The sequence below is a fragment of the Bifidobacterium sp. UTCIF-38 genome (assembly GCF_006454495.1).
Classification (GTDB): domain Bacteria; phylum Actinomycetota; class Actinomycetes; order Actinomycetales; family Bifidobacteriaceae; genus Bifidobacterium; species Bifidobacterium callitrichos.
This window is the reverse complement of sequence record NZ_JFAL01000004.1, coordinates 63989-87852: the sequence shown is the minus strand read 5'-3', so window position 1 is coordinate 87852 and position 23864 is coordinate 63989. Positions and strand designations below refer to the sequence as shown.

General features: G+C 65.0%; 18 protein-coding genes and 1 other RNA gene. 6 read left to right on the top strand and 13 right to left on the bottom strand.

The features are described 5' to 3' along the window. Positions 1-209: 209 nt before the first annotated feature. From BW11_RS02135 to BW11_RS02130, 3 genes are read right to left on the bottom strand one after another with little or no spacing between them, the layout of a single operon-like run. Positions 210-1325, bottom strand: a complete 1116-nt coding sequence (locus tag BW11_RS02135; protein WP_140444603.1) for a hypothetical protein — start codon at positions 1323-1325, stop codon at positions 210-212. Then, entirely contained in the window at positions 1322-1447 is a 126-nt protein-coding gene (locus BW11_RS11750) for a hypothetical protein (RefSeq protein WP_258184515.1), read from the bottom strand. The genes BW11_RS02135 and BW11_RS11750 overlap by 4 nt, the downstream gene beginning before the upstream one ends. Positions 1448-1470: 23 nt before the next feature. Continuing rightward, entirely contained in the window at positions 1471-2130 is a 660-nt protein-coding gene (locus BW11_RS02130) for a histidine phosphatase family protein (protein ID WP_107044163.1), read from the bottom strand. Between the two features lie 528 nt (positions 2131-2658). Between BW11_RS02130 and BW11_RS02125 the strand changes: the two genes are divergently transcribed. Beyond that, positions 2659-4017 (top strand): MFS transporter, encoded by a 1359-nt coding sequence (locus tag BW11_RS02125; protein WP_258184520.1) that lies wholly within the window; start codon positions 2659-2661, stop codon positions 4015-4017. A 94-nt stretch (positions 4018-4111) separates the two neighbouring features. On the opposite strand, the gene BW11_RS02120 is transcribed toward BW11_RS02125, so the two are convergent. After that, complete coding sequence (locus BW11_RS02120; protein ID WP_181162472.1) at positions 4112-4645, bottom strand: GtrA family protein; 534 nt, start codon at positions 4643-4645, stop codon at positions 4112-4114. 180 nt (positions 4646-4825) lie between these two features. Between BW11_RS02120 and BW11_RS02115 the strand changes: the two genes are divergently transcribed. Then, positions 4826-5173 (top strand): phenylpyruvate tautomerase MIF-related protein, encoded by a 348-nt coding sequence (locus BW11_RS02115; protein WP_043165589.1) that lies wholly within the window; start codon positions 4826-4828, stop codon positions 5171-5173. Between the two features lie 254 nt (positions 5174-5427). On the opposite strand, the gene BW11_RS02110 is transcribed toward BW11_RS02115, so the two are convergent. The 4 genes from BW11_RS02110 to ptsP all read right to left on the bottom strand — a co-directional run bounded on the left by BW11_RS02110 (position 5428) and on the right by ptsP (position 11198). Further along, the gene (locus BW11_RS02110) at positions 5428-6963 is read right to left on the bottom strand and encodes a formate--tetrahydrofolate ligase (RefSeq protein ID WP_375137622.1); all 1536 of its coding nucleotides are present in this window, start codon (positions 6961-6963) and stop codon (positions 5428-5430) included. Positions 6964-7070: 107 nt separating this feature from the next. Continuing rightward, complete coding sequence (locus BW11_RS02105; protein ID WP_140444607.1) at positions 7071-8690, bottom strand: C69 family dipeptidase; 1620 nt, start codon at positions 8688-8690, stop codon at positions 7071-7073. A gap of 67 nt (positions 8691-8757) precedes the next feature. After that, complete coding sequence (locus tag BW11_RS02100) at positions 8758-9312, bottom strand: YbhB/YbcL family Raf kinase inhibitor-like protein (protein WP_140444608.1); 555 nt, start codon at positions 9310-9312, stop codon at positions 8758-8760. A gap of 230 nt (positions 9313-9542) precedes the next feature. Further along, positions 9543-11198 (bottom strand): phosphoenolpyruvate--protein phosphotransferase, encoded by a 1656-nt coding sequence (ptsP, locus tag BW11_RS02095; RefSeq protein ID WP_140444609.1) that lies wholly within the window; start codon positions 11196-11198, stop codon positions 9543-9545. A 265-nt stretch (positions 11199-11463) separates the two neighbouring features. On the opposite strand from ptsP, the gene BW11_RS02090 reads away from it, so the two are divergent. The 3 genes from BW11_RS02090 to BW11_RS02080 all read left to right on the top strand — a co-directional run bounded on the left by BW11_RS02090 (position 11464) and on the right by BW11_RS02080 (position 14658). Then, the gene (locus BW11_RS02090) at positions 11464-11730 is read left to right on the top strand and encodes an HPr family phosphocarrier protein (RefSeq protein ID WP_140444610.1); all 267 of its coding nucleotides are present in this window, start codon (positions 11464-11466) and stop codon (positions 11728-11730) included. 214 nt (positions 11731-11944) lie between these two features. Next, positions 11945-12955 (top strand): LacI family DNA-binding transcriptional regulator, encoded by a 1011-nt coding sequence (locus tag BW11_RS02085; RefSeq protein ID WP_140444611.1) that lies wholly within the window; start codon positions 11945-11947, stop codon positions 12953-12955. 344 nt (positions 12956-13299) lie between these two features. Continuing rightward, complete coding sequence (locus BW11_RS02080; RefSeq protein ID WP_219846712.1) at positions 13300-14658, top strand: ATP-binding protein; 1359 nt, start codon at positions 13300-13302, stop codon at positions 14656-14658. Between the two features lie 219 nt (positions 14659-14877). Here BW11_RS02080 and BW11_RS02075 read toward each other — a convergent pair whose 3' ends face one another. The 5 genes from BW11_RS02075 to ffs all read right to left on the bottom strand — a co-directional run bounded on the left by BW11_RS02075 (position 14878) and on the right by ffs (position 21244). Then, on the bottom strand, positions 14878-16029 hold the full coding sequence (locus BW11_RS02075; RefSeq protein ID WP_140444612.1) for a DNA polymerase III subunit delta': 1152 nt from the start codon (positions 16027-16029) through the stop codon (positions 14878-14880). Beyond that, on the bottom strand, positions 16026-16688 hold the full coding sequence (gene tmk / locus BW11_RS02070) for a dTMP kinase (RefSeq protein WP_140444613.1): 663 nt from the start codon (positions 16686-16688) through the stop codon (positions 16026-16028). The genes BW11_RS02075 and tmk overlap by 4 nt, the downstream gene beginning before the upstream one ends. Positions 16689-16778: 90 nt before the next feature. Then, a complete protein-coding gene (gene topA / locus BW11_RS02065; protein ID WP_140444614.1) occupies positions 16779-19811 on the bottom strand; it encodes a type I DNA topoisomerase in 3033 nt (1010 codons plus the stop codon). 41 nt (positions 19812-19852) lie between these two features. After that, on the bottom strand, positions 19853-21055 hold the full coding sequence (locus BW11_RS02060) for a phosphatase PAP2 family protein (RefSeq protein ID WP_181162465.1): 1203 nt from the start codon (positions 21053-21055) through the stop codon (positions 19853-19855). Positions 21056-21147: 92 nt separating this feature from the next. Then, positions 21148-21244: signal recognition particle sRNA small type (ffs, locus tag BW11_RS02055), an RNA gene on the bottom strand. Between the two features lie 182 nt (positions 21245-21426). On the opposite strand from ffs, the gene BW11_RS02050 reads away from it, so the two are divergent. After that, on the top strand, positions 21427-23826 hold the full coding sequence (locus tag BW11_RS02050; protein WP_140444616.1) for a transglycosylase domain-containing protein: 2400 nt from the start codon (positions 21427-21429) through the stop codon (positions 23824-23826). Positions 23827-23864: the final 38 nt, after the last annotated feature.

Here is a 23864-nt window from a genome sequence, read left to right as displayed (position 1 = left end):
AACCACACAGGGGTACGACCACGGTACGACCACATGGGGGGACACGATCACACAGGGGGTACAACCACGACGTACGGCCACACGGGTGATAGGCCTACAGTTCCACCTCTTCCTTGGTGGGATCGGACCGCAATTAATGACAGCCTTCGGCTGACCTCATATAGCTCGCTGTCGCTCGCCTTCGCCTAAAAACGCCTCTGGCGTTTTCTTTACGGCTCAGCCTTGATGTGAGCGAACTTGGCGGCCAAGGCCTCCTTGTTGCGCTTCTCGTCCTCCTCCTTGGCCTTCTTCTTGGCGGCGGCCGGGTCCCACAGGACGTCCTCGCGGTGCTTGTCCCATTCGCCGGCGGCCAACGGGGAAACAAGACCGGCAACGGCGTCGACGGAAGTCCGGACGCCAACCGGGGCCTCTTCCCCGTCGTCGACGAGCACCTTGGCGCGGGTCTCGAGCAGCTCACGGATCTGATCGTCGTTCAGGGCGATGCGCGGCACGGCGAGCTGCTCGTTGAGCTCGTTGATCACCAACATCAGGGGCAGGAATGCCTTAACGGCACCAACATTCGCACCGGCACCAACCCCAGCACCAGCACCGTCCTCGGCGACAGACTCCTCCCCACCCACGGTCACATCGCCCACAACCGCACCGATCAGCGCGTCAAATACCGCGAGCCCGGCCGCAAAGCGATGGGCCACCGCGTCGACCAGAGCGTCGGACGGCTGGAAGTCGTCGTCCGTCGGTGTGGCATCAGAGGCCCCGGCCGCACCGACGACACCAGCGGAATCCCCCGAGTCAGCGGACTTCCCCGCCTTGGAACCCGAGGTCTCCCCCGAACCATCACCTTCCTGCGAACCGACCGCATACACCCCGGAATCGAACTCCCCCGCGTCCATCGCGGCCTCGAGGGACTCCAGCACCTCGTGCACGCGCACGGACACCTCGTCCGACCACTCGATCCCGAGCGCCTCGACCGCATCGTCAACCAAAGAGGCGTCACCGGTCTCGGAGAAGTCGGCCATCGCGTCGTAGGCGTCGTTGGCGGCGAGCAGGGCGTCGACGATCGACTGCGGACGGCCAGGAATCGCATCGGCACCCTCATAGACGAACTCGGCGTCCGGCACGGTCACGTCCTCGCCGGTGAGGATCCGAGCGAACGCGCGCGTGACGCGCACCTGCAGGTTCTCCGCATACTTCGCGTCGTTGTCCATATGCATGGCGGCGGTCAGCGGCCACAGAGCCACCAGCCTTGCACCGGCGGCCGCGGCCTCGCGCACGGCGGGCAGCGCGGCGATGCGCTCCACGTCATCGACGTTCACTTCGTAGGTCATAAGCAGGGCTCCTTCGCGTGACTGTTCACCGGGGCCACCTTCAGCCCCGCGACGCCCGCCGCCACTCCCGGCGCATCCGGCATCAGGTATCCGGCATACAGCACGGCGGCGGGGACGTCCATCCGTAACCGATTCTAGTGTGCTCTCACTCGATGCCGGCGGCCGGGTCGACATACGTGATGGACATCACACGCCCGGTCTCGCTGTCGAACGTGATCGACGTGATCGAGGCGAGCGCGGTGTGGCGCAGGAACATCCAGTGCTCGGCGTGACCGGTCTCCAGCAGGTGGCGGAACGACCAGATCGGCGATTCGTGGCTGACGACGATGATCTGCTCGCCGGCGTGCTCCCTCACCTTCTCGCGGGCGAAATCACCCACGCGCTTGGCGATGTGCGCATACGACTCGCCCCAGCTCGGACGCCACAGGTTGCGCACGAGCTTCCAGTTGCCGTTCCGCCACAGCGCGCCCTCGCCATGGCCGATACGCTTGCCCCGGAACTCGTTGCCGGCTTCGATCACCCGTTCGTCGGTCACGAGCTCCAGCGGCGCCTCCCCACGCGACTGCCTGACCGGATTCAACGCGTCGAGGATCGCGCCGGCGGTCTCGCGCGTGCGATCGAGCGGCGACGAGTAGACTGCCGCGACCGTGTTCATCTGCGGGCTTTCGGCAATGTACCGGGCCGTCGCCTCGGCCATACGCCGGCCCACATCGGACAGGTGGAAGTCGGGAAGACGCTCGTAGAGCAGATGATCGGGGTTGTACACCTTGCCGTGTCGGACGAAATGGATGGTGGTGGCGCTCACCGGTCGATCTCCTTGATCTCGCATGGAATCTGACTCAAAATCTGACTCAGGACAATGGCTCCAATTTACCGCTCCCCCCTGCGGAATCACGGCGGAATCACCATGGAAGCCCGCAGGAACCCGCGCCGAGTCGTCCGCGTGTCGTAATCGACTCACGCGTAGAGTGGCCGCGACGCAAACGTGCGAACGACCGCACACCGACGACGGCGACAGAACAGTCGACCGGAGACAGTCATGGATGACGGGTCGGGAACGCACCCCTTTGCGCGACCAGAAGGACAGCACATCAATAACGATGAGGGCTCCGACGTCCAACGCCACGGACGATCGGGGGACATCCAATCGGGAGCGGAAAGGAGCAGGTGCAGTATGTCCGAAACCACCAATCAGGCGAACCAGAAGAGCCAGAATAACCACCAGACGAACCAGACGAACCAGGTACCGGACGGCGGCCCGCGCAAGACTTCGTCGTCGGCTTTGAAGGAACTCGGCCACCGCGTGTTCGGCGGCTACGCGGAGCTGCTGCGCATGCCGCACACCGCACGGTATTCGATCGGCGGCGTCATCGCGTGCATGCCGTTCCCGATGATCGGCATGACGATCACGATCTCGGTGCAGCACTACTACGGCAACTACTCGCTGGCCGGCATGCTCACCGCCATCCAGGCGATCGCGCTGGCCATCTCGACGCCGCTGCTCGGCAAGCTCACCGACAAGTTCGGCCAGCGTCAGGTCTCGATTCCGACGATCATCGTGTGGATCATCGCCGCGATCGCGCTGACCACGTCGATCACGAACCGCGCTCCCGAATGGGTGCTGTACTGTCTGACGCCGCTGCTGGCCGCGATCCCGCCGTGGGGAGCGATGAGCCGCGCCCGCTGGACGCGACTGCTCAAGGGCGACCGCGAGCGCACGGATCGCGCGCTGAGCCTGTGCGGCGTGCTCGACGAGTGCATGTGGGTGGTCGGCAATCCGCTCGCCTCGACATTGGCGGTGATCTCCGGCCTGCTCGCGTTCTCGTTCACCGGCGTGTGCGTGATCATCGGCGCGCTGATGTTCCTCACGGAGCTGACGACCGAGCCGCCGTCGCAGTCCGATCTGGCGCGCGCGGAGGGCATCACCCGCAAGGAGTATCGCGCCCGCGAGGCCGCGAAGGCCCAGGCGCTGAAGGAGCAGACGGCGGCCGAGGAGACGCGTCGCCGGCTGGAGCGCGAGGGCGTGACCGATCCGGAGGCGATCTCGCGCGAGGTCGCCCGCACGGTGGACGAGGTGCGCAGCGGCAAGGTCAAGAAGGCGTCGATCTGGGGTCCGGGCCTCGTTGCCGTGTGCGTGACGTGGTTCGGTCTCGGCGCGTTCCAGTCGGCGGCCGGCATCTCGATCATCGCGTTCGCGACCGAATCGAACATGAAGCAGTACACCGGCTTCGTGTTCGCATGCTTCTCGATCAGCTCGCTGTGCGGCGCGATCGTGTACGGCGCGAAGAACTGGGTGATCCCGCTGTGGAAGCGCTTCTACTTCTGTCTGGCGGTGGTGAACATCGGCATCGGCTCGTTCATGTTCGCGCGTCACCTGTGGGTGATCATGATCATCTATCTGCTGATCGGCGTGTGCCAGGCGCCCACGTGGATCAACGGCAACCAGCTGATGCTGCATCTGGTGCCGCCGTCGCGGCTCACCGAGGGCATGGCGTGGATGGGTGCGATGAACTCGATCGGCGCGTCCGCCGGTTCGGCGATCGCCGGCCAATTCATCGACCGCATGGGCTCGCACGGCGGCTTCCTCGTCGTGACCGCGCTCGCCATGGGCTCGCTCGCGATCGCACTGATCGGCTTCAGGCAGATCAAGTCCTCCACCGAGCAGCCGACACTGACCGAAGTCGCGGTGTGAAACAACGAAGCCCCGCCATCAAGGCGGGGCTCATTCTCTTGGCTCCCCTTGTCAGAGGAGCCGGCCCATAAAGCTGGTCTGAGGAGTAAGAGGACTACTGCCAGCCCTTGGGCGTGTGCTCGAGCGACCACACGCCGAGGCGATGCGAGAAGCTGTTCTCCCACTTGGCCTCGAGCTCCTCGGCCGTGAGCTTGTTCTCCGCCGAACGCAGGCGGTTCATCGCATGCGTGTGCGTGTCGTCGAGCAGCCACTTGCGGATCGCGAAGTTCCACACCATGACCACGGCGGTGGCGACGAGCTTGCCGACGTTGGTGCGCAGCAGGTACTCCGCGTGCTGCGTGTTGAACGCGTCGTGGTTCATGCCGTACGTGGAGATCCAGATGATCGCGTCGTTCATGAACAGGCCGACCACGGCACCGGCCACGAAGATGACGACCTCCATCCACCGGGCCATGTCCTCGCGGTGCTTGAACACGAACTTCATGCTCGCCAAGTAGTTGAAGATCAGGGAGATGACGAAGGAGATGGTGGCGGCCAGCACGTTGTGCATGTGGAACACGCCAACGAGGATGTTGAGGATGCCCCAGTCGATGACAAAGGCGATGACACCGACGATGCCGAATTTCATAAGCTGCGCGATCAGTTTTCTCACAGTCAGGTATTCAACACCACGCACCTGACCGCTGGCTGTCTGCTCACTGAAGGCTCCCCCGTACCGCCTTGGGGCCACTAGACTGGGAGATGATCACCACTCCATCATTGTTTTCCGATAATAATCCGATAAGGAGTGTTCCGATAAGGAGGAATCATGCCCGTCATTCACACTCACGTCTCCGTCAAGACCACGCCCGAGCAGCGCGAGGCCCTGAAGACCGCCTACGGCAAGGCCATCACCGCCGTGCCGGGCAAGTCCGAGGGCTGGCTCATGTGCCCGTTCGAGGATGAGATGCCGATCTACTTCGCCGGTTCCGACGATCAGCCGGCCGCCTACGTCGAGGTGAACGTGTTCGGCCGTTCCGTGCCGGGTTCCGCGTGGGAGAAGCTCACCGAGCAGATCATGGCCGCGCTGAACTCCACGCTCGGCATCCCCGAAGACCGCACGTACATCCGCTACACCGCCACCACCGACTGGGGCTGGAATGGCGGCAACTTCTAGTACCCGGCCGAAAGAGCGACCATCTGCGTTACGAGGGGTACATTTCCGCTGTTGCGGACATCTATCTCGCTTACATGGGGTACGTACCCCATGTATAAAGGCCCGAAAACGGCTCAGCCGCAATGCGGTCAAGCCGTTTTCGGGCCTTTGTACTTAGGCTTGGTACCCCTCGTAAGCGAGATAGATGTCCGCAACAGCGGAAATGTACCCCTTGTAAACGAGATGCCCCCGAAATGCTCCAGGATCTGCCGAGATCAGACGATCTTCGGCATCGGGGTGGTCAGCGAGGTCGTCAGGTTGACATGGACCAGACCGGCGCCGGCGTGCACCTCGACCTTCTTCAGGGTCACGGTGCGCTCGTCCTCCGGGGCGCGGTCGTTGTCGGTCATCGTGGCCGGCGACTTGACCGCGACCAGCGCAAGGTCGGCCAGCGAGATGCCGGCGGACTCGCACAGCTTCACGGCCTCGTCGCGGGAGGCGATGAACCCGTCCTTGAGCAGCACGCGCTCGGCCGGCACACCATAGGCGTTCTCGGCCACCCACTTCACGTTCTCGATGACCGACATGCCCTTGTGGCTGTGCGGCCGGGCTGGCATCGAGCCATGCTCCAGCACGTCAACGAACGCGTCGAGCTGCGGGGCGAGCGCCTCGCCGCCGTCGCGGTACAGGTTGCCGATGATCGGGTCGCGGAACTCGAGCTTCGCGGCCGTCTCCTTGAGAGACGGGATCTGATCGTCCTCGCCGTCCCACAGGTTGACGAGCGGGAAAGTCGGGATGTCGAGCTTCTCAAGACGCTCGACGTGGAACGGGTAGCGCCATGCGAGCTCCGGATCGTCACGCCACGTGGAGGCGCGGGTCACGACGACCGCGGCGGACGGCCACTGCGCGCCGAACTCGCGGCAGGCGATGTCGAGCCACTTCTGGGCGCCGGCGTCGGTGCCGTAGCCGGCCTCGACGATGACGACGTCGTGCAGCGCGCACGCCATCTCAACGGAGACGAGCGTCGGGATGCCGATCGACACGTTGGCGAACGGGCCGCCGTGCACGTACACCGGGGAGCCGTTCACGGTCTCGGTCTTGGCCGGCTTGACCGCGTCGGTCAGGATGCCGGTGATGCGCCACAGGTCGACGAACTCGCCGAAGGTGACGGCCTTGCCGTCCTTCGTGCCGGCGATCATCTTCGCCACGCGCTCGGCGATCTCGTCCATCGAGCGGGACAGCACGACGATCTGCATGAGCTCGCAGGTCGGGGTGAGCACGACCTTCTCCTTGACGTCGCCCTTGCCGTAGTCGACGGCGATGGAGCGCAGGGAGCGGCTCGGCACCTCGGAGACGCGCGGCACGAGGATGTCGTCGAGGCGGCCCTCGTCGACGGCCTTCTCGGCGAAGGAGACGAGCAGGTTCTGCGCCGCCTCGATCGCGCCCATCTCTCCACACAGGCCCCAGTCGATGAGCTCGGGGTGGGTCAGGGACGCCTTGCCGCCGCCGGAGGCGCCGCCCTTGGAGCCGGCGGCCGTGATGCCCATGCTCGGCTGGCGCAGCACGGCGGCCGCGTCGATGCCGCGCTTGTTGAGCGCGTCGATCAGGGCGATGGTGGTGGTGGTCTTGCCTTCGCCGCGGCTCGCCTTGAGCGGGGTGTCGGCGGTAACGAGCACGACCTTGCCGTGCTTGCGCGGGGCGTCGGGATTGTTCTTGAGGTAGTCGAGATAGCCGAACGCGTCGATCTTCTCGACCAAGCCGTACTGGCTGGTGAAGTCTTCGATGGTGGTCATGGATAAACCTTTCTCAATATCAACTGGCTCTTCTTGCCGGAGGAACCGGCTCGTGTAACGAGACTGAGGGGTAGTCAAATCATAAGGAGCCGACTACCCCGCAGCCAGTCATCACTGGCAGTGAATCAGAAGTCGGACATGTGGAAGCCGTTCTTCATGGCCATGGACCGCGTGTACAGCACGGAGTCGAGCAGCTTCTCGGTTTCGACCTTGAGCTGGTCGGCCATGGTCTGGTTGGCGGCGGCGAGAATACCACGAACCTCCTCATTGCGCACGGCTTCGATGATCTCCTCGGGATCGAGCGGCTGCACGTCACCGTCCACGTTGTCGGCCTCGAACTCGGCCTCGGCGGCGCACTCAGCCTCCTCCTCGGCGGCCGTCAGGCCCAGACGTGCGACCTGCTCGTCGGTGGCGGCGACGAGGCGATGGCCCAGGGCACCGGTCTTCTGCTGGTAGCGTTCGACCGCGTTGGACGTGTCGGCGAACGCGCCGTCGCACAGGGCGGCGATCACGCGGTTGGCCCAGTAGAAGTTCTCGGTGGTCACGCGCGTGGTGGTGTCGGCGAGGTAGGCCGGCGTCTCATCGACGTTCGGGTAGAACGGCACGAGCGTGTTGAACGGGTTGGAGCCGTACGCCATCCACTGGATCGCGCGGTTGGCCTGCGGGCGGTACGGGCGGATCTGCATGACCGCGAGCTGGCTCTGGCGGTTGATGCCGATCGGACGGTACATGTGGCGGGTGTGCTCGTCGCCGAGCTTGCCGTACGGATCGTACGGGGTGCCCTGGTAGTGGCCGGAGAGAACGTACTTGATGTCCTCGATGGTCACCTTGCGCTCGGGCTGGCGGGCCCACGGGATGTCGTTGTTCTCCGGAGAGTGGTCGGCGTCCGGGCCGTCCCACACCTCGTCGTACGGGTTGAGGAAGCGCTGCATCCACCACGCGCGCGGCGTGTTGTACACGTGGTCGGAGTCGGAGTGGGAGCCGAAGGCGTCGCGAGGATTGAACGGCGAGGTCGATTCGACGGCGAGGTCGAGGTGATTCTCCTCGATGAACTCGGCGAGATCCTCGGAGCACATGTGGCTCTCCTGATCGCCGAGCGCGTCGTCGAGGTCGAACTCGTCGATGCCGAGCTGGTTCGGCATCGTCACGTACGCCTCGTCCGGCACACGCTTGGCGATCCAATGGTGGCCGCCGACGGTCTCGAGCCACCAGATCTCGTCCGCATCACAGAACGCGACGCCGTTCATCTCGTAGGTGCCGTACTCCTCGAGCAGCGCGCCCAGTCGGGCCACGCCCTCGCGCGCGGTATTCACGTACGGCAGGACGATGGTGAGGAAGTCCTCCTCGCCGATGCCGCCGGGGACCTCCGGCTCGTAGCCGTCCTCGCCGGGCTTGCCCTTGGCGGGCACGAGTTCGACGAACGGGTCGGCGCCGAGCACGCGCTCGTTGGTGGTGAGCGTCTCGGTGGCGCTCATCGCGACGTTGGCCTCGTTGACGCCGGCTTCGCCCCAGATGCCCTCCTTGCGGTCGGCGTTCGGCACGGACGTGTACTGCAGCGGGTCGTCCGGCAGTTCGATGGTCAGGTGGGAAATGACCGACGTGTACGTGCGCGGCTGCTCCTCGGGCTTGATGACGAGGAACTGCTTGGGGTTGAACTCGCCGTTGGCGGAGTCCTCGTTGCGGGCGATGATGGTCGAGCCGTCGTAGCTCGCGTCCTTGCCGACCAGAATCGTGGTGCAGGCCATGGTTGGATGGGTGTCCTTTCTTGTTGTCTTCGATGATGCTCAATGATGCTTTACAGCGATCGGCGCGTCACGCCCTGCCGGTCAGGAAGATGCCGGCCTGATCGGCCTGCTCCCCCGACTCGCGCAGGCGATGCAGCAGCTCGTTCATCCAGAATCCCTGATTCAAGCCGGGCAGCGGGTTCTTGGTGGCCCAGACATGCAGGTAGTAGTCGTGGTCCTTGTCCGGCGGCTGCGGGCCGTTGTAGCGCATGGTGACCGCCGGGTCGTTGTCACGGCCGAGGAACTTCGAGGCCGAGGAGTTGCGGCCCTGCACCGACTCGGGGATCATCGCGGGCATCTGGCGGGAGAAGTCCGGCGGGATCGACAGCGCGTGCGAGTCGTTGAAATCGAACATCAGCGCGTCGATCGGCAGATTCGCCACCGTCCAGTGGATCCATTCGAAACCGCACACCGGAATCGAATCGGGATCGGTGAACGTCCAGTGCAGGTACTTCGCATCGGGGTTCACCTCGTCGATGTAGAAGGGGAAGGAGATGACGGGCACGCCGCCCGCGCGGTATTCGGGCGCGGCCGCCTTGGCGAAATCGTCGGGGATGACGGTGAAATCAGCGGAAATCTTCATACGTTCCAGTGTATCGCGCGCCACGTTGCGCGCGTGAAAAACGGATATCGCATCGAAAACGAAAAAAGCCCGGCCCGTGCCGATGGGGAGTGCTCATTCCCATCGGCACGGGCCGGGCTGACAGCGGTGATCCGGACGAAGGGGAAACCGGACCACGATTAGTGGTTCATCGCCTGATGGCGCACCGCATTAGGGGGCACTGCACCGTCAGGCGGGAATCGGGCGTGGGATCAGTCGCCCCACGCAGGCTTGTAGAAATCGCCGTTCAGAGCGGCCTCGGCCTTGGCCTTGGCCTCCTCGAAGGTGACTTCGGCGAGCTGGGCGCGCACGTCATCCAGCGCCACCGGGGTCATCGACAGGGAGTTGACACCGAGACCGGTCAGCACGACGGCCAGATCCGGATCGGCCGCGGCCTCGCCGCACACGCCGACCGGCATGCCGTGGGCATTGCCCGCGTCGGCGATCAGCTTGATCGCGCGCAGGACCGCCGGATGCCATGCGGTCTGGTAGTTGGAGACGGAGCCGAGGATACGGTCGGCGGCCATCGTGTACTGGGTCAGATCGTTGGTGCCGATGGAGACGAAGTCGGCGACTTCGGCAACCTTGTCGGCCATCAGGGCGATGGACGGGACCTCGGCCATGACGCCGACCTTCTTGAGGCCGAAGCTCTTGCCAAGCTTGACGAAGTAGGCGGCCTCATGCTCGTCGGCGACCATCGGGGCCATGACCCACAGGTCGGCGTCGGTCTGCGCGTCGGCGGCGGCGAGGGCCTTGAGCTGGCCTTCGAGGACCTCCTTGTGCACACGCAGCGTACGCAGACCACGCAGGCCGAGGGCCGGGTTCGGCTCGTCCTCCGGGGTCAGGAACGGCAGCGGCTTGTCGGCCCCGGCGTCCAGCATGCGGATGACGACCTTCTTGCCCGGGAACTGGGCGAGCAGCTCGGTGTAGGCCTTGGTCTGCTCCTCGACGCTCGGCGGCTCGGCATTGCCGATGAACAGGAACTCGGAGCGGAACAGGCCCACGCCCTCCGCACCGTACTCGATGGCGGTCTTGCCGTCGGCCGGCTTGCCGAGGTTGGCAAGCAGCGGCACGAGGTGGCCGTCCTTGGTGCCGCCGGCCTGGCCGCGCAGCTCCTTGGCCTTGGCGGCCCTCGCCTTGGCGTGCTCGGCCTCGCTGATCTGCTCCTCGGTCGGCTCGGTGACGACCTCGCCCTTGGCGGCGTTGACGATCACGGTCTCGCCGTTTTGAAGGTCCTCGGCGCCGGCCGCGGAGACGACCGCGACGATGCCGCGGGCACGCGCCAGAATCGCGGTGTGGGAGGTCGGACCGCCCTGCGAGGTGACGATCGCAAGGGTCTTCTCGAGGTCCAGCGAAGAGGTGTCGGCAGGGGAAAGATCGTCGGCGACGAGCACGAACGGCTCATCGGAGTCCGGCACGCCCGGCGCGGGCACGCCGCGCAGCTCGGCGATGACGCGCTGACCGACATCATGCAGATCGGCCGCACGCTCGGCCTGGTAGCCGCCGATCATCCTGAACATCTCCTCGACCTGACCAAAGCCCTCCAGCACGGCGCGCTCGCCGGTCTTGCCGCCGTTGACGAGATTCTGGATGGAGGTGGCGAGCGAGGGATCGGAGGCGAACATGGCGATGGCCTCGAGGATCGGAGCGGCCTTCTTGGCGCCTTCATCGCCGTGCTTGGCCTCTTCGGCGCGACGGTTCAGCTCCGCGTTGACGGTGGCCAGAGCCTTGGTGACGCGTTCGTTCTCCACGACAGAGCTGATGGACGCATCGCGACGCACGTCCGCCGGCTCCTCCAGCGGCGGCGCCATGCGGATGACCTTGCCGACGGCGACTCCACGTCCGATTCCGTTTCCGGTGATAACCATGATCGAGCACTCCTTTATGTCTTATGTCCTGTTGCGACCAGTACCGTGCGGTTCTTTCCGCACTGGCCGGTCTTCTGCGGCGCAATGGTGTGTAATCCATTTACCGACAGTGTCAGTATACACAGAAAAAAGATTGAAGCAACACCGGTAATCGTTTTCTGCGTGTCGTGAAAAACTGTGCTATAGTTTCTTCCAGCGCTCAAGCCCGTCACCGACTGACGAGCACGCGCGGCATATAACATACAGACATAAAGGAGTGCTCCCTATGGCAACTGCAACCCGTTCCACCGTGATCAACGATCCCGTCGGCATCCACGCCCGTCCGGCAGCCGAATTCGCCCAGGCCGTCACCGCCTCCGGCTGCACGGTCACCATTGCCAAGGAGGGCGGCGCCGCCGTTCCGGCCGGCTCCATCCTGTCCATCATGGGCCTGGGCATCAAGCAGGGCAACACCGTGAACCTGACCGTCGAGGGCGACAACGCCGAGACCGTCGCCGACTCCCTGGTCGCCACCCTGACCAAGGCCGAGTGACCATCCGGCACATCTAGTTCTCGGGGCGCCGCAGCGCATGGCGACGTTCCCGTTCCTTCCCTATTCCACGTGTTCGCCGCCCGCGCGCTATGATGCTGTGCCGGGCGGCGAATTCGTTTTTCACGAGGTTCCACCGGGTTCGCCCAGACCGGCGATACGACGTCGGCCCCATCAACCCAACCCAGCGGTATCCGGCAAGCGAAAGAACAACAATATGGCCAATCGGGCATCGAAGTCCCAAGCCTCCATCGTGGAAGTCGCCACACTGGCGGACGTCTCGACCGCCACGGTGTCGCGCGTGCTCTCCGGCAGACGAACCAAGGACGACGAGATCGCCGCCCGCGTGCGCAAGGCCGCCGCCGAACTCAACTACTCCGTCAACTACGCGGCCAGCGCACTGCGCTCCGACGTGACCAACACGATCGGACTGGTCATCCCCACCGCCTCCGACAACTTCTCCGCAGGACTCCTCGACGCGCTCGAACCGATCGTCGACGACGACAGCCGCCAGCTCCTGCTCGGCATCGGCGCCGACGAGGCCACGCAGATCGACCGCATCGACGCCCTGTGCTCACGTAAGGTGGACGGGCTCATCGCCGTCACCTCCGCCGGCGCCGATCTCTCCCGGGTCTTCGACAAATACGCCGACACGATTCCGATCGTGCAGGTCGGCGGCCGCCAGCGCTCCTTCCGCACCAACATGGTCTCCATCGACGAGAACACCGCGATGGAGGCGATCATCCGGCATCTGGCCGAACAGGGCGTGCGCTCGGTCGCCTACCTAGCCGGCAAGGAGGTCTCCTTCGAGTCCGCCGAACTGTTCGCGATGTTCCACACGCAGGTGCGCGCCGCAGGGCTCACCACCGACAGCGACTGGAACCGTTTCGGCGATCGCACGGTCTCGCGTGGATTCGACTGCACGATCCGCCTGTTCGGCGAGCGCGGCCACCCCGATGCGATCGTCTGCGCTGACGACACGATCGCGTTCGGCGTGATGATGGCGCTGCACGCGCTCGGCATGAACGTGCCAGAGGACATCAAGGTCGTCGGCTACAACGACTCGCCCATCGCCTCGGCATCCCTGCCGACGATGACCTCGGTGCGCCCGCCCTACGCACAGATCGTCTCCGAGTCTCTCCGCCTCATCGAATCCGGCCCCGGACACCCCTCGCACGTCTCCCTGCCCCCGCAGCTCGTCGTGCGCGTCTCCTCCACCAGGCGGTAGGCACAATCTCGGCTCCCCTTGTCAGGGGAGCTGGCCCGCGAAGCGGGTCTGAGGGGTAGTCACAGCACCGACACGTCTTCAGTCCGCCCCGGTACCGGTGTGGTGGCCGCGGGACGTTGCACGACACGCTCAAGGCACCCAACTACGTCGGGCCGTCGCAGCACAGTTGCCCCCCTTGCCTATGGACATTTCCACCGGACTATCCATGTAACGGTTCGGTATCCAAGCCTACGGTCACACACCCCTCGTCATCGCCCGCCCTGCACAAGCCGTCTCGTTGTCAAAAGTGTGAAATCACTACACTTTTAACATGTTAAAAGTGTTCGATGGATACACTTTTGACAATGACTGCGATCAAGAGACAAGAGATGGCACAAGGGGCAAGGAACATGAAACGCACCATAGACATCAAACTCGACGAATGGAAGAGCTCGCCTCGGCGCAAACCGCTGATCCTGTTCGGTGCCCGGCAGGTCGGCAAGACGTACGCGATCACCCACTTCGCCGAGCGCTCCTTCGATTCCATGGCCTACGTGGACTTCTCACGTGAAACACGTGCAGCGATACCGTTCGGCGACTCCATAGCCCCAGCGGACATCATCCGCGGCTTGGAAAGCCTCTTGCATATGCGCATAGACCCGGACCGCACGCTCATCGTGCTCGACGAGATCCAACTGTGCGAGCGTGCCTTGACTAGTCTGAAATACTTCTGCGACGACGCACCCCAATATCACGTTGTCGCCGCGGGCAGTCTGCTTGGGGTCAAGGTCAACCGAAGCAGATACTCGTTCCCCGTCGGAAAAGTCGACATGCTCACGTTGCATCCCATGAACTTCAAGGAGTACCTGTGGGCCAAGGGAGAAGAACGCCTAGCCGACGGCATACGGGATGCGTACCAAACGCCGGAGGTCCCGTTCCCCTACCACGACATCGCAATGGATCTTGTCCGCGAATATATGATCGTCGGCGGCATGCCGGAATCCGTTAGCGCATATCTGGAGTCGGATCGGCGAATGGAAGACGCACGCACCGTGCAGCGCAACATCATCACCGCATACACCGCGGATATGGCGAAGTACTCCACACCCCGCGAGACCCAGCGGATCCTTGAGGCATGGAACAGCATCCCCCGACAACTCGCCAAAGAGAATCACAAGTTCCAGTACAAGGCGATCCGTTCCGGAGGCAGATCGAACATGTATCAGGGCGCGCTCTCCTGGCTGGTATCGGCCGGCATCATCACCCGTCTGACTCAAGTCAGCGAACCCGTTGCACCGCTACGGGCGTTCGAGGACCCGTCATCGTTCAAAATCTATATGGCGGACACCGGTCTGCTGTCAAGCGAATACGACATTCTGCCGGCAGATCTGCTTCCAGCTGACAACAAGGCGTCCGTATTCCGCGGGGCACTGAATGAGAACTACGTGCTCCAGCAGCTCATCGCGGACGAACTTCACCCGCACTACTGGGGCACACTGAACCGAGGCGAGGTGGAATTCATCGTACGAGACAGGCAGGGGGATGTCATCCCCATCGAAGTGAAATCGGGAACCAACGTGACGGCGCGCAGTCTCGTCGCATACCGCGCCAAGTACTCGCCACGATACGCGGTCCGACTCAGCGCACGAAACTTCGGGGCAGAGGGCGACCTACGCAGTATTCCCCTATACGCGGCTTGGCTGCTCGCCGAAGACCTGCGATGACGATCGTCATCCCGGGCACTTCGCCGGACCGACATCGTACACGAATAGAGCAGGGTCCCGGCCACCGACAGAGACAACCGGGACCCTATCCACATCACGTCACAGCCATACACAAGCTACCTCGTTGTCAAAAGTGTGAAATCACTACACTTTTAACATGTTAAAAGTGTTCGATCAGCACACTTTTGACAACAACACACGGACGGCCCTGCCCCGCGCTCAGTACATCAGCGCGCAGAACAGGGCCTCGAACACCAGCACGGGGTTGCCGTTGCCCATGAGGCGGCGGCGCGCGACCGCGACCTCGTCGAGTCGCGCCACGGCGGCGGCGCGCGGCATGCGCGAGGCCAGTTCGGTGATCGCGGTGCGGTTCTCAAGGTTGATCAGTCCGACCGAGTCCTCCGCACCGTTCTGGATCACGGCCACATCGCGGTAGATCGAGGCGATCGAGTTCAGCGCGCGGTCGAGTACGTCGCGGCTGCGGCGGGTGGCCCGGCGCTTCAGCTCGTCCTTCTTGGAGATCGCGTTGTATGCGCCGCGCAGTTTCGGCGGAATGCGGTCATCGGGGCCGAGTCCGTTGATGCGCCGGAAATCAGCCTCCTCGCGTGCGGCCTGGCGCGCCGCATCCACCTCGGCCTGCGCCTTGGCGTTCGCGTTGAGCGATCCGGCGAGCAGCACGGCCTGCGACGCCCTGCGCAATCCGAGCACGCCGACGATGAGCTCGTCGCGGTCGGTCATGACCCGCTCGTCGGTGGCGTACAGTTTCGCGATGCCGATATGCCCTTCGGAAAGCCGTGCCGCGCGCCGCGCGATCTTCGGCTCCGCGCCGACGCTCTCCTCAAGATATTTCGCGACCGCCGCCGCCCCCGGTACGGCGAGGTTCACGATGCGCGTGCGCGAGCGGATGGTCGGCAGTACGTCCTGCGCGCTCGGGGCGCACAGCAGCCAGATGCAATGCTCGGCCGGCTCCTCGATCTCCTTCAACAGCACGTTGGTGGTGCGTTCGAGCATGCGGTCGACGTCCTCGATGATGATGATCCGCCATGGCGCGGTGCTCGGCATCTGCTCGGACATGCCGATCAGATCGCGCACCTCGTCGATGCCGATCGTCACCTTGTCGGTGGCGAGCACGCTCACATCCGGGTGCGTGCCGGCGAGCACCTGCTGCGTCACTCTGGTCGGCTCGTCGCCCAGACCGTGATCGGGGCTTTCCAGCGCGGCCGCGAACGCGCGCGCCATGTTCGATCGGCCCGATCCGGGAGGCCCGCAGATCAGCCATGACTGGGCGATCTGCTTCGGATCGCCGGCCGCGATGGCCTTCAGCTGTTCGACGACCTGCTGCTGTCCGACGAGGGAATCCCACACGCTCATGCCGACTCCCCGCCATTCGCGCCGTCGCGCCGTTCGCGCAACAGCAGTCCGTCAATATCCGTCCGGATGGACGCCCACACCTCGTCGATGGATCGCGATGCGTCGATCACGCGGAACCGTTCCGGCTCACCGGCGGCCAGATCGAGGAACGCCTGACGCGTGCGATTCTGGAACTCGTTGCCGGCCGATTCCATGCGATCGGCGGCGTGGGTCAGGCGCGAATGCGACAGCGCCGGATCCATGTCGAGCAGGTACGTGCGCACCGGCAGCAGTCCGTTCGTGCCCCACATGCTCAACTCTCGAATTTCAGTGGCCGTCAGCTCGCGCCCACCCGCCTGATAGGCCAGCGACGAGTCAAGATACCGGTCGGTGATCACGACCTCACCGCGATCGAGCGCAGGCCGGATGGTCTCGGCGACGTGCTGCGCGCGGTCCGCGGCGAACAGCAGCGCCTCGGCGCGCGGCGCGATGTCGGCGGATTCCTCATCCACCCCATGCAGCAGCAACCACCGGATGGCTCGGCCCAATGCGGTGCCACCCGGCTCGCGAGTTGTCACGACGGTGCGACCGCGCGATTCCAGATACGCGCGCAGCCGCTCGACCTGCGTGGTCTTGCCCACGCCGTCGACGCCTTCGAATGAGATGAACAGTCCAGCCATGGTTTCCACCATAACCGTTGCCTGCGATTCCCCGGCGTCCGTTTCCCCGCAGGACCCACGCCGTCCTTGCACGGAACGGACGCAGGCTCACTACTTCGCGGCGCGCTTCGGTTTGGCGGCCACCACTGCGGGGCGTTCGTATCCCTCGTTCGCGGCGAGCCAGTCGATGTCGCTTTTCACGGTGGCGGCGGTGGAGCCGATCTTCTCGGCGATGCGCGTGTTGGCCCAGCCCTGATCGGCGAGCTTTCTCACCTCGGCGCGGCGCTCGGCGCGCTTGGCCTCGACGGCGCTCACCTTCGGCGCGGCCTTGCCCTTCGCACCCGAGCTCGATCGACCGCCACGGCCGCGCTTGGGGGCCGGTCCCATCGCACGCTTCTCGGCGAGGATGCGGTAGGCGTCCGCCGGTTCGATGGTGGCCGGATCGTACTGGCGCGGCAGCGTGCGGTTGGTTTCGCCGTCGGTCAGGTACAGGCCGAATCGGCCTTCCTTGATGACCACCGGCTTGCCGGATTCCGGATCGTTGCCGAGCGAGCGGATCGGCGGCTTGGCGGCGCCGCGACCGCGACCGCGGTACTTCGGCTGCGCGAACAGGTCCTTCGCCTGATCGATGGTGACGGTGAAGATCTCGTCCTCGGAGTTGAGCGAACGGGTATCGGTGGAGCCGTCCGCCTTCGTCTTGGTCAGGTACGGGCCGTAGCGGCCGTTGTTCGCGATGACGTGCGATTCACTGATCTCACCGGTTTCGGCGTTCGTCTCCTCGTAGGAGCCGACCTCGCGCGGCAGGCGCAGCAGTTTCAGCGCGTCGTCGAGCGTGATCGACTCGGGGCTCATCGTCTTGAACAGGCTTGCCATCTTCGGCTTCGGCGCGGCAGGCTGCTTCTTCGAGCCGCGCTTGGAGCCGGTCTCGGCAGGAGCCGCGGCACCGGCGGCGGCGCTCTCGGCTCCGGCCGGCGGGATCAGCGCCACGTACGGTCCGAAGCGTCCGTTGCGCACCTCGACCGTGCCGCCCGTGACCGGGTCCGTGCCCAGTTCGCGCGGGCCGCCGGAATGGTTGTCGATCAGATCGTGCGCCACGGCGACGGTCAGTTCGTCCGGCGCGATCGTGTCGGGCAGGGAGGCGCGCTTCGGGTTGCCTTCCGCGTCGAGGTGCTGCGTGTCCTCCAGATACGGGCCGTAGCGGCCGACGCGCACGTGCAGACCGTCGCCGATCTCGATGGTGTTGATGGCGCGCGCGTCGATGTCGCCGAGCTGCGCGACCTGCTGCTGCAGGCCCTCGTGCGCCTCGTCGGCCGACTGCGCGGCGCCGTGTCCGGAACCGAAGTAGAAGCGGGTGAGCCAGTCGCGGCCGGTCTCCTTGCCGTGCGCGATCTGGTCGAGGCCGTTCTCCATGTCGGCGGTGAACTGGTAGTCGACGAGCTTCGGGAAGTTCTTCTCCAGCAGTTTGATCACGGCGAACGCCAGCCACGAGGGGATCAGCGCACGGCCGCGCTCGTACACGTATCCGCGGTCGATGATCGTGGAGATGATCGACGCGTAGGTCGACGGGCGGCCGATCTCCTTGGCCTCCAGCGTCTTGACGAGCGATGCCTCGGTGTAGCGCGCCGGCGGCTGGGTCTCGTGCCCGTCGGCCTCGACCTCGGATGCGCCGAGCCGCTGGCCCTCGCTCATCGGCGGCAGGGACGCGTTCTCGTCGGCCGACTTCGCCTTGCCGTCATCGTTCTTCGCCTTATCCGTCGAAGTCGCGCGACGCCCCTCGCCGGTCGCCTTCATGAAGCCCGGGAACTCGATCACCGTGCCGGACGCCTGGAACGCGGCCTCGCCGTGATCACCGGCCGGAGCGGTGAGCTTGACGGTCGCGGTCGAACCGGTGGCATCGGCCATCTGCGAGGCGAGCGTGCGCTGCCAGATCAGCGTGTACAGCTTCAGCTGGTCGCTCGGCACCTTCGTGGCCAGTTCGTCTGGATCGTGGAAGTGCGCGCCGGCCGGACGGATGCACTCGTGGGCCTCCTGCGCGCCGGCGGTCTTGGTCGCGTACTGCTTGGGCGCGTCGGAGAGGTATCGCTCGCCGAAGTGGGCCGTGACGCTTTCACGCGCGGCCGCGATGGCCTCCTGCGAGAGCGTCACCGAATCGGTACGCATATACGTGATGTAGCCGTTCTCGTACAGGCCCTGCGCGGCGCGCATCGTGGCGCGCGAGCTCATGCCGAGGCGATTGCCGGCGGTCTGCTGCAGCGTGGACGTGGTGAACGGCGGCAGCGGGCGGCGACGATACGGCTTCGATTCCATCGACGTGACGGTGAACGGCGCGTCGCGCAGTGCCGTGGCGAGCGAGCGAGCGGTCGCCTCGTCGAGCTGACGGACGCCGGCGGACGCACTGTCCGCGATGAGTCGGCCGGCATCGCCGAAATCCCTGGATCCTGCCAGACGATGCCCGTCCAGCCCGGTCATGCGCGCCTCGAACGACACGGGCGCGCCCTCCGCACCCGGCGCGGACAGCGTCGCGGTCACATCCCAGTAGGGTGCACGGACGAACGCCATGCGCTCGCGCTCGCGCTCGACGATCAGACGCGTGGCGACCGACTGCACGCGGCCCGCGGACAGGCCCGGGCCGACCTTGCGCCACAGCACCGGAGACAGCTCGTAGCCGTAGAGGCGGTCGAGGATGCGTCGGGTCTCCTGCGCGTCGACCATGTCGGCGTCGACGTCGCGCGTCTGGGTGAGCGACTGGCGGATCGCGTTCTTGGTGATCTCGTGGAAGACCATGCGCTTGACCGGCACCTTGGGCTTCAACGTTTCGACCAGATGCCACGCGATGGCCTCGCCCTCGCGATCCTCATCGGTGGCGAGGTAGAGCTCGTCGGCCTTCTTCAGCGCTGATTTGAGCTCGGAGACCGTCTTCTTCTTGTTCGCGTCGACGATGTAGTAGGGCTTGAAGCCGTCGTCGACATCGACGCCGAACTTGCCGAACTTCGCCTTCTCGTCGGCGGGCACCTGACTCGGCTGCGCGAGATCCCGGATATGACCCACCGACGCCATCACCGTGTATCCGTCTCCCAGATAGCCGCCGATCTTGTGCGCCTTGGTGGGAGACTCCACGATCACCAGCTTGGTGCCATTTGCCATGATCTCTCCTTATTTCTTCTTCCGCTGTGCAGTCATCATACTCACGACGCGTGGCCAGAGGGTTCCCGGCGGCGCTTCGGCGGGGCCGGAGGCGCCCCCACCAGGCCGAGACGGCTCAGCGGCGAGGCGGTGATCTGGCGCATCATCAGCGTGCATCCGAAGACCAGCAGGACGATCGCGACGGCGAGAATCGCGCTGGCCGCCATCGAGCTCGACCGCGCCCACTGCGCGCTCATCGTCAGTCCGGGCACGATCTGCCACACTACGTACGCGCCGTACAACGTCGCCATGATCCCGGCGGTCAGGGACACGCTCGCGACGATCTGCGCGCCTGCGGAGGAGCGGCGCGTGCCCATGCGGTCCATGCCGGACGCGCGCGTGAACGCGAGGATGATCAGGGCGATGCCGCCGACCAGCAGCATGGCCATCGCCGCGTCGGACGGGCGATGCCAGCGTCCGTAGACGACGGACAGGCCGACGAACGCGCTCCACGTCATGCCGACGAGCGAGACGACCCACCGCCATCCGCGCGATACGACGAGCAGCAGCGCGATCGCGGACGCGACGGCGAGCGTGACGTGCCCGGAGGGCGCGGACGGACCGTCGACGATCTCGGTGTGGATGATGAACGGGCGCGGCAGCACGGGCTTCATCAGCGTGGCGGCGAAGCACAGCAGACCGAAGACGACGATCTGCCCCAACAGCCACCAGCGTCTGCGGATGGCGGCGATGACGACGGCGATGACGACGAGCGCCGTCGAGACGATCACCACGTTCAGGTGCGTGCCGAGCGCAAGCAGACCGCCCAGCCATGCGGGGGCCGTGTCGGCGAAGGCGACTTCGGTCATGTCGTCGAACGCCTGACCGGCCTCGGTGTGCGTGCCGAGCCACCATACGCCGAACGCGGCGGCGATGAACATGAGGCCGAGCAGCACGCACAGCACGCGGCTGGAGGCGCGCGGGCTGCGGGAGAGGGGATCGTTCTCGCCGGATGAGGATGCCTTGGCGCCTGCCGGGGCTCCCATGCCGGCGCCCGCACCGGCGCCCGTGGCCGCGTCCATCACCGCGGTCAGATCCATCGTGTTCGTGCTTTCCACGTCGGCGACGTCGGCCAGCGACGTCGGCCGGTTCGACGACGGATACGCCGGCTTGGACGAGGATCGCACGGGAATGTCCAGCGGTTCGAAGTCGCGTACCAGATCCGAGGATGCACGCGAGGACGTGCCGGAGGGTGATTGCGGCATGAGACGAGGCTCGCGGGGATCACGAATCACGGGACCTGAGGGATCGGAAGGCTTCTGTTCGTCGGTCATGCCATACAGAGTAGCCCACAAGCATAGAAAAACCTCCACGCACCCGTCAGAGGCCGCTTACCCTTGCTGCATTCCTGCCCTGGGGGGATTGGGCGACGTAACGCCGCGTGGAGGCTTTGTCTACTATACACCATGTTCCGACATATCCCGACATATCCCGACATCCTCGCCCTCCCCGACGTCCAGCTTCCTTCCAGACACCTTCATCATTGTGAGGATTTCACGGAAAAAAGCCGCCTTGCGCAGCCTGAACAAGCAAAACCTTAGCGGCTTGTTCAAGGCATGTGGTTACGGTGGAGGGTATGGTTTCACACTCTAGTAACGGTCGGAAGCATGCCCGGAGGGCGGCGCAGGGTACGTCGGAGCGCAGATCGACGCGCAATCCGGCGGCCCGTCACTACCGCGGCGGCAACCATCGTGCCAGGGGCGGGAAGGGCCCGAAGGCAAGGGGCCGCAGCCGGCATCTCATCCTCAAGTGGATACTCGGATTGATCGCGCTGTGTCTGGCAGCCGGCATCGGTCTGTTCGCGTACCTGTACGCCACCACGGAGGTCCCCGCGCCGGAGAAGGTCGCGATGGCCTCGAACACCACCGTCTACTTCAGCGACGGCACCACCGAGATGGGCACGTTCTCCGAGCAGAACCGCGAGATCATCGACTGCGCCGTACTCCCCGACTACGTAGGCAATGCGATCGTCGCGTCGGAGAACCGCAGCTTCTACACCGACCGCGGCATCGACCTGCAGGGCATCGCCCGCGCACTGGTGAACAACGTCACCAAGGGCACGCGCCAGGGCGGATCGACGATCACCCAGCAGTATGCGGAACGCTATTACCTCGGCGAAACGACCTCGTACACCGGCAAGCTGCACGAGGCGATCCTCGCGCTGAAGATCGCGCAGAGCCAGGACAAGTCCCAGGTGCTGTGCAACTACATGAACACGATCTATCTGGGTCGCGGCGCGTACGGCATCCAGGCGGCCGCACAGGCGTACTTCAACAAGGACGCCAAGGATCTGACCGTCTCGGAGGCGGCGATGATCGCCGGCATCATCCCGGCCCCCTCCACGTGGGATCCGGCGCAGAACCCGAAGATGGCTCAGCAGCGTTTCCACCGCGTGATCTCGATCATGAAGGAGGACGGCTACATCACCGCCAAGGAGGCCGCCGACGCCTCGACGATGCCGGACACCGTCGAGAACACGCAACAGGACATGTACAAGGGGCCGAACGGCTACCTGCTGCAGATGGTGCGCGATGAGCTCGTCAACAGCAAGGCGTTCACGAAGGACGATCTCGACACCGGCGGCTACAGGATCGTCACCACGATCGACAAGTCGAAGCAGGACCTCATGCAGCAGGTCGTCAGCCCCGCCAGCAACGGCATGCAGGGCGTGGTGCCCGAGGGCATGCAGTTCGGCGCGATGAGCGTCAATCCGAAGGACGGTTCGATCATCTCGCTGTACGCGGGCGACGACTACCTCACCAAGCAGCTCAACAACGCCACGCAGGCGCAGTACGAGGTCGGCTCCACGATGAAGGCGTTCGCGCTCATGGGCGCGGTGCAGGACAAGGTCAGCCTCAACACGATCTTCAACGGCAACTCGAAACGCACGTATCCGGGCATCGCGGGCACGGTGAGCAACGTGGGCGGCGCCAACCTCGGGTACATCAACCTGTACAAGGCCACGGCGCAGTCGTCGAACACGGTGTTCATGGATCTGCAGACCAAGCTCGGCACCAAGAAGATCGCCGAACTCGCGCGCGAGGCCGGCGTGCAGAGCACCTCACTGGACGGCTCCGAACCGTACACGGTGCTCGGCAACAACGCCCTGACCGTCAGGGACATGACGTGGGCGTACTCCACGATCGCCAATCAGGGCAACAAGCCGACGCTGCACATCGTCGCGAGCGTGAAGGACGTGCACAACAAGGATCTCTACCAGGCGCCGACATCCACCACGAAGGTGTTCGAGGCCAACGACGCGAACCTCGTGACCAAGGCCCTGACCGGCGTGGTCCAGTCCGGCACCGCCACCGAGGCGCGTTCGATCGGACACACGATCGCCGGCAAGACCGGAACCTCGAACAACATGTACGCGGCGAGCTTCGTCGGCTACACGCCGTCCGTGGTCTCCACGTTCGCGATGTGGTATCCGGACGCGAACGGCAATCCGCAGGAGATCCCCTCGTTCGGCCGTTGGACCGGACACTCCGACTACCCGGTGCACCTGTTCACCCAGTACATGAAGCAGGCGCTGGCCGGCACGGCGAACGAGTCCTTCCCGACCGCCAAGGACAACGGCAAGGTCGGTGGCTCCGACGGCACGTGGGGCACCGGTTCGAAGTCGTCGAGCAAGCGGTACTATTCGTCCTCCGGCTCGCAGGACGCCAATACGCAGGATCAGTCCACCGACTCCGCGCAGTCCGGCCAGAACGGCGAATCCGGCGCGGGTACGGGCGGCACCGGCAGTGGTTCAGGCACGGGCAGCGGTTCTACGGGTGAATGTGCGACCAATCCGTCCGCGGCGGGCTGCACGTCCTCCGGTTCCGGATCGAACGGCACGGGCAGCGGTTCCAACGATACCGGCGGAACCGGCTCCTCCGGTTCGGGATCGAACGGCACACAGGGCGATGTCCCCGGAGACACTCCCTCTGACCCGTCCACCAATCCCGAACAGACCCCGGGCGTGATGGAGTAGAAAAAGGAGGGCCTCGCACGGATCCAATCCGTGCGAGG

Bases quoted from the DNA above. Each gene is read 5' to 3' on its own strand.
- tmk (WP_140444613.1), bottom strand. From the start codon at position 16,688: ATGGCTGGACTGTTCATCTCATTCGAAGGCGTCGACGGCGTGGGCAAG.
- ptsP (WP_140444609.1), bottom strand. From the start codon at position 11,198: ATGGTTATCACCGGAAACGGAATCGGACGTGGAGTCGCCGTCGGCAAG.
- BW11_RS02050 (WP_140444616.1), top strand. From the start codon at position 21,427: ATGGTTTCACACTCTAGTAACGGTCGGAAGCATGCCCGGAGGGCGGCG.
- topA (WP_140444614.1), bottom strand. From the start codon at position 19,811: ATGGCAAATGGCACCAAGCTGGTGATCGTGGAGTCTCCCACCAAGGCG.
- BW11_RS02115 (WP_043165589.1), top strand. From the start codon at position 4,826: ATGCCCGTCATTCACACTCACGTCTCCGTCAAGACCACGCCCGAGCAG.
- BW11_RS02085 (WP_140444611.1), top strand. From the start codon at position 11,945: ATGGCCAATCGGGCATCGAAGTCCCAAGCCTCCATCGTGGAAGTCGCC.
- BW11_RS02135 (WP_140444603.1), bottom strand. From the start codon at position 1,325: ATGACCTACGAAGTGAACGTCGATGACGTGGAGCGCATCGCCGCGCTG.
- BW11_RS02080 (WP_219846712.1), top strand. From the start codon at position 13,300: ATGACTGCGATCAAGAGACAAGAGATGGCACAAGGGGCAAGGAACATG.
- BW11_RS02090 (WP_140444610.1), top strand. From the start codon at position 11,464: ATGGCAACTGCAACCCGTTCCACCGTGATCAACGATCCCGTCGGCATC.
- BW11_RS02075 (WP_140444612.1), bottom strand. From the start codon at position 16,029: ATGAGCGTGTGGGATTCCCTCGTCGGACAGCAGCAGGTCGTCGAACAG.
- BW11_RS02120 (WP_181162472.1), bottom strand. From the start codon at position 4,645: ATGAAATTCGGCATCGTCGGTGTCATCGCCTTTGTCATCGACTGGGGC.
- BW11_RS02100 (WP_140444608.1), bottom strand. From the start codon at position 9,312: ATGAAGATTTCCGCTGATTTCACCGTCATCCCCGACGATTTCGCCAAG.
- BW11_RS02105 (WP_140444607.1), bottom strand. From the start codon at position 8,690: ATGGCCTGCACCACGATTCTGGTCGGCAAGGACGCGAGCTACGACGGC.
- BW11_RS02060 (WP_181162465.1), bottom strand. From the start codon at position 21,055: ATGCCGCAATCACCCTCCGGCACGTCCTCGCGTGCATCCTCGGATCTG.
- BW11_RS02125 (WP_258184520.1), top strand. From the start codon at position 2,659: ATGCCGCACACCGCACGGTATTCGATCGGCGGCGTCATCGCGTGCATG.
- BW11_RS11750 (WP_258184515.1), bottom strand. From the start codon at position 1,447: ATGGACGTCCCCGCCGCCGTGCTGTATGCCGGATACCTGATGCCGGAT.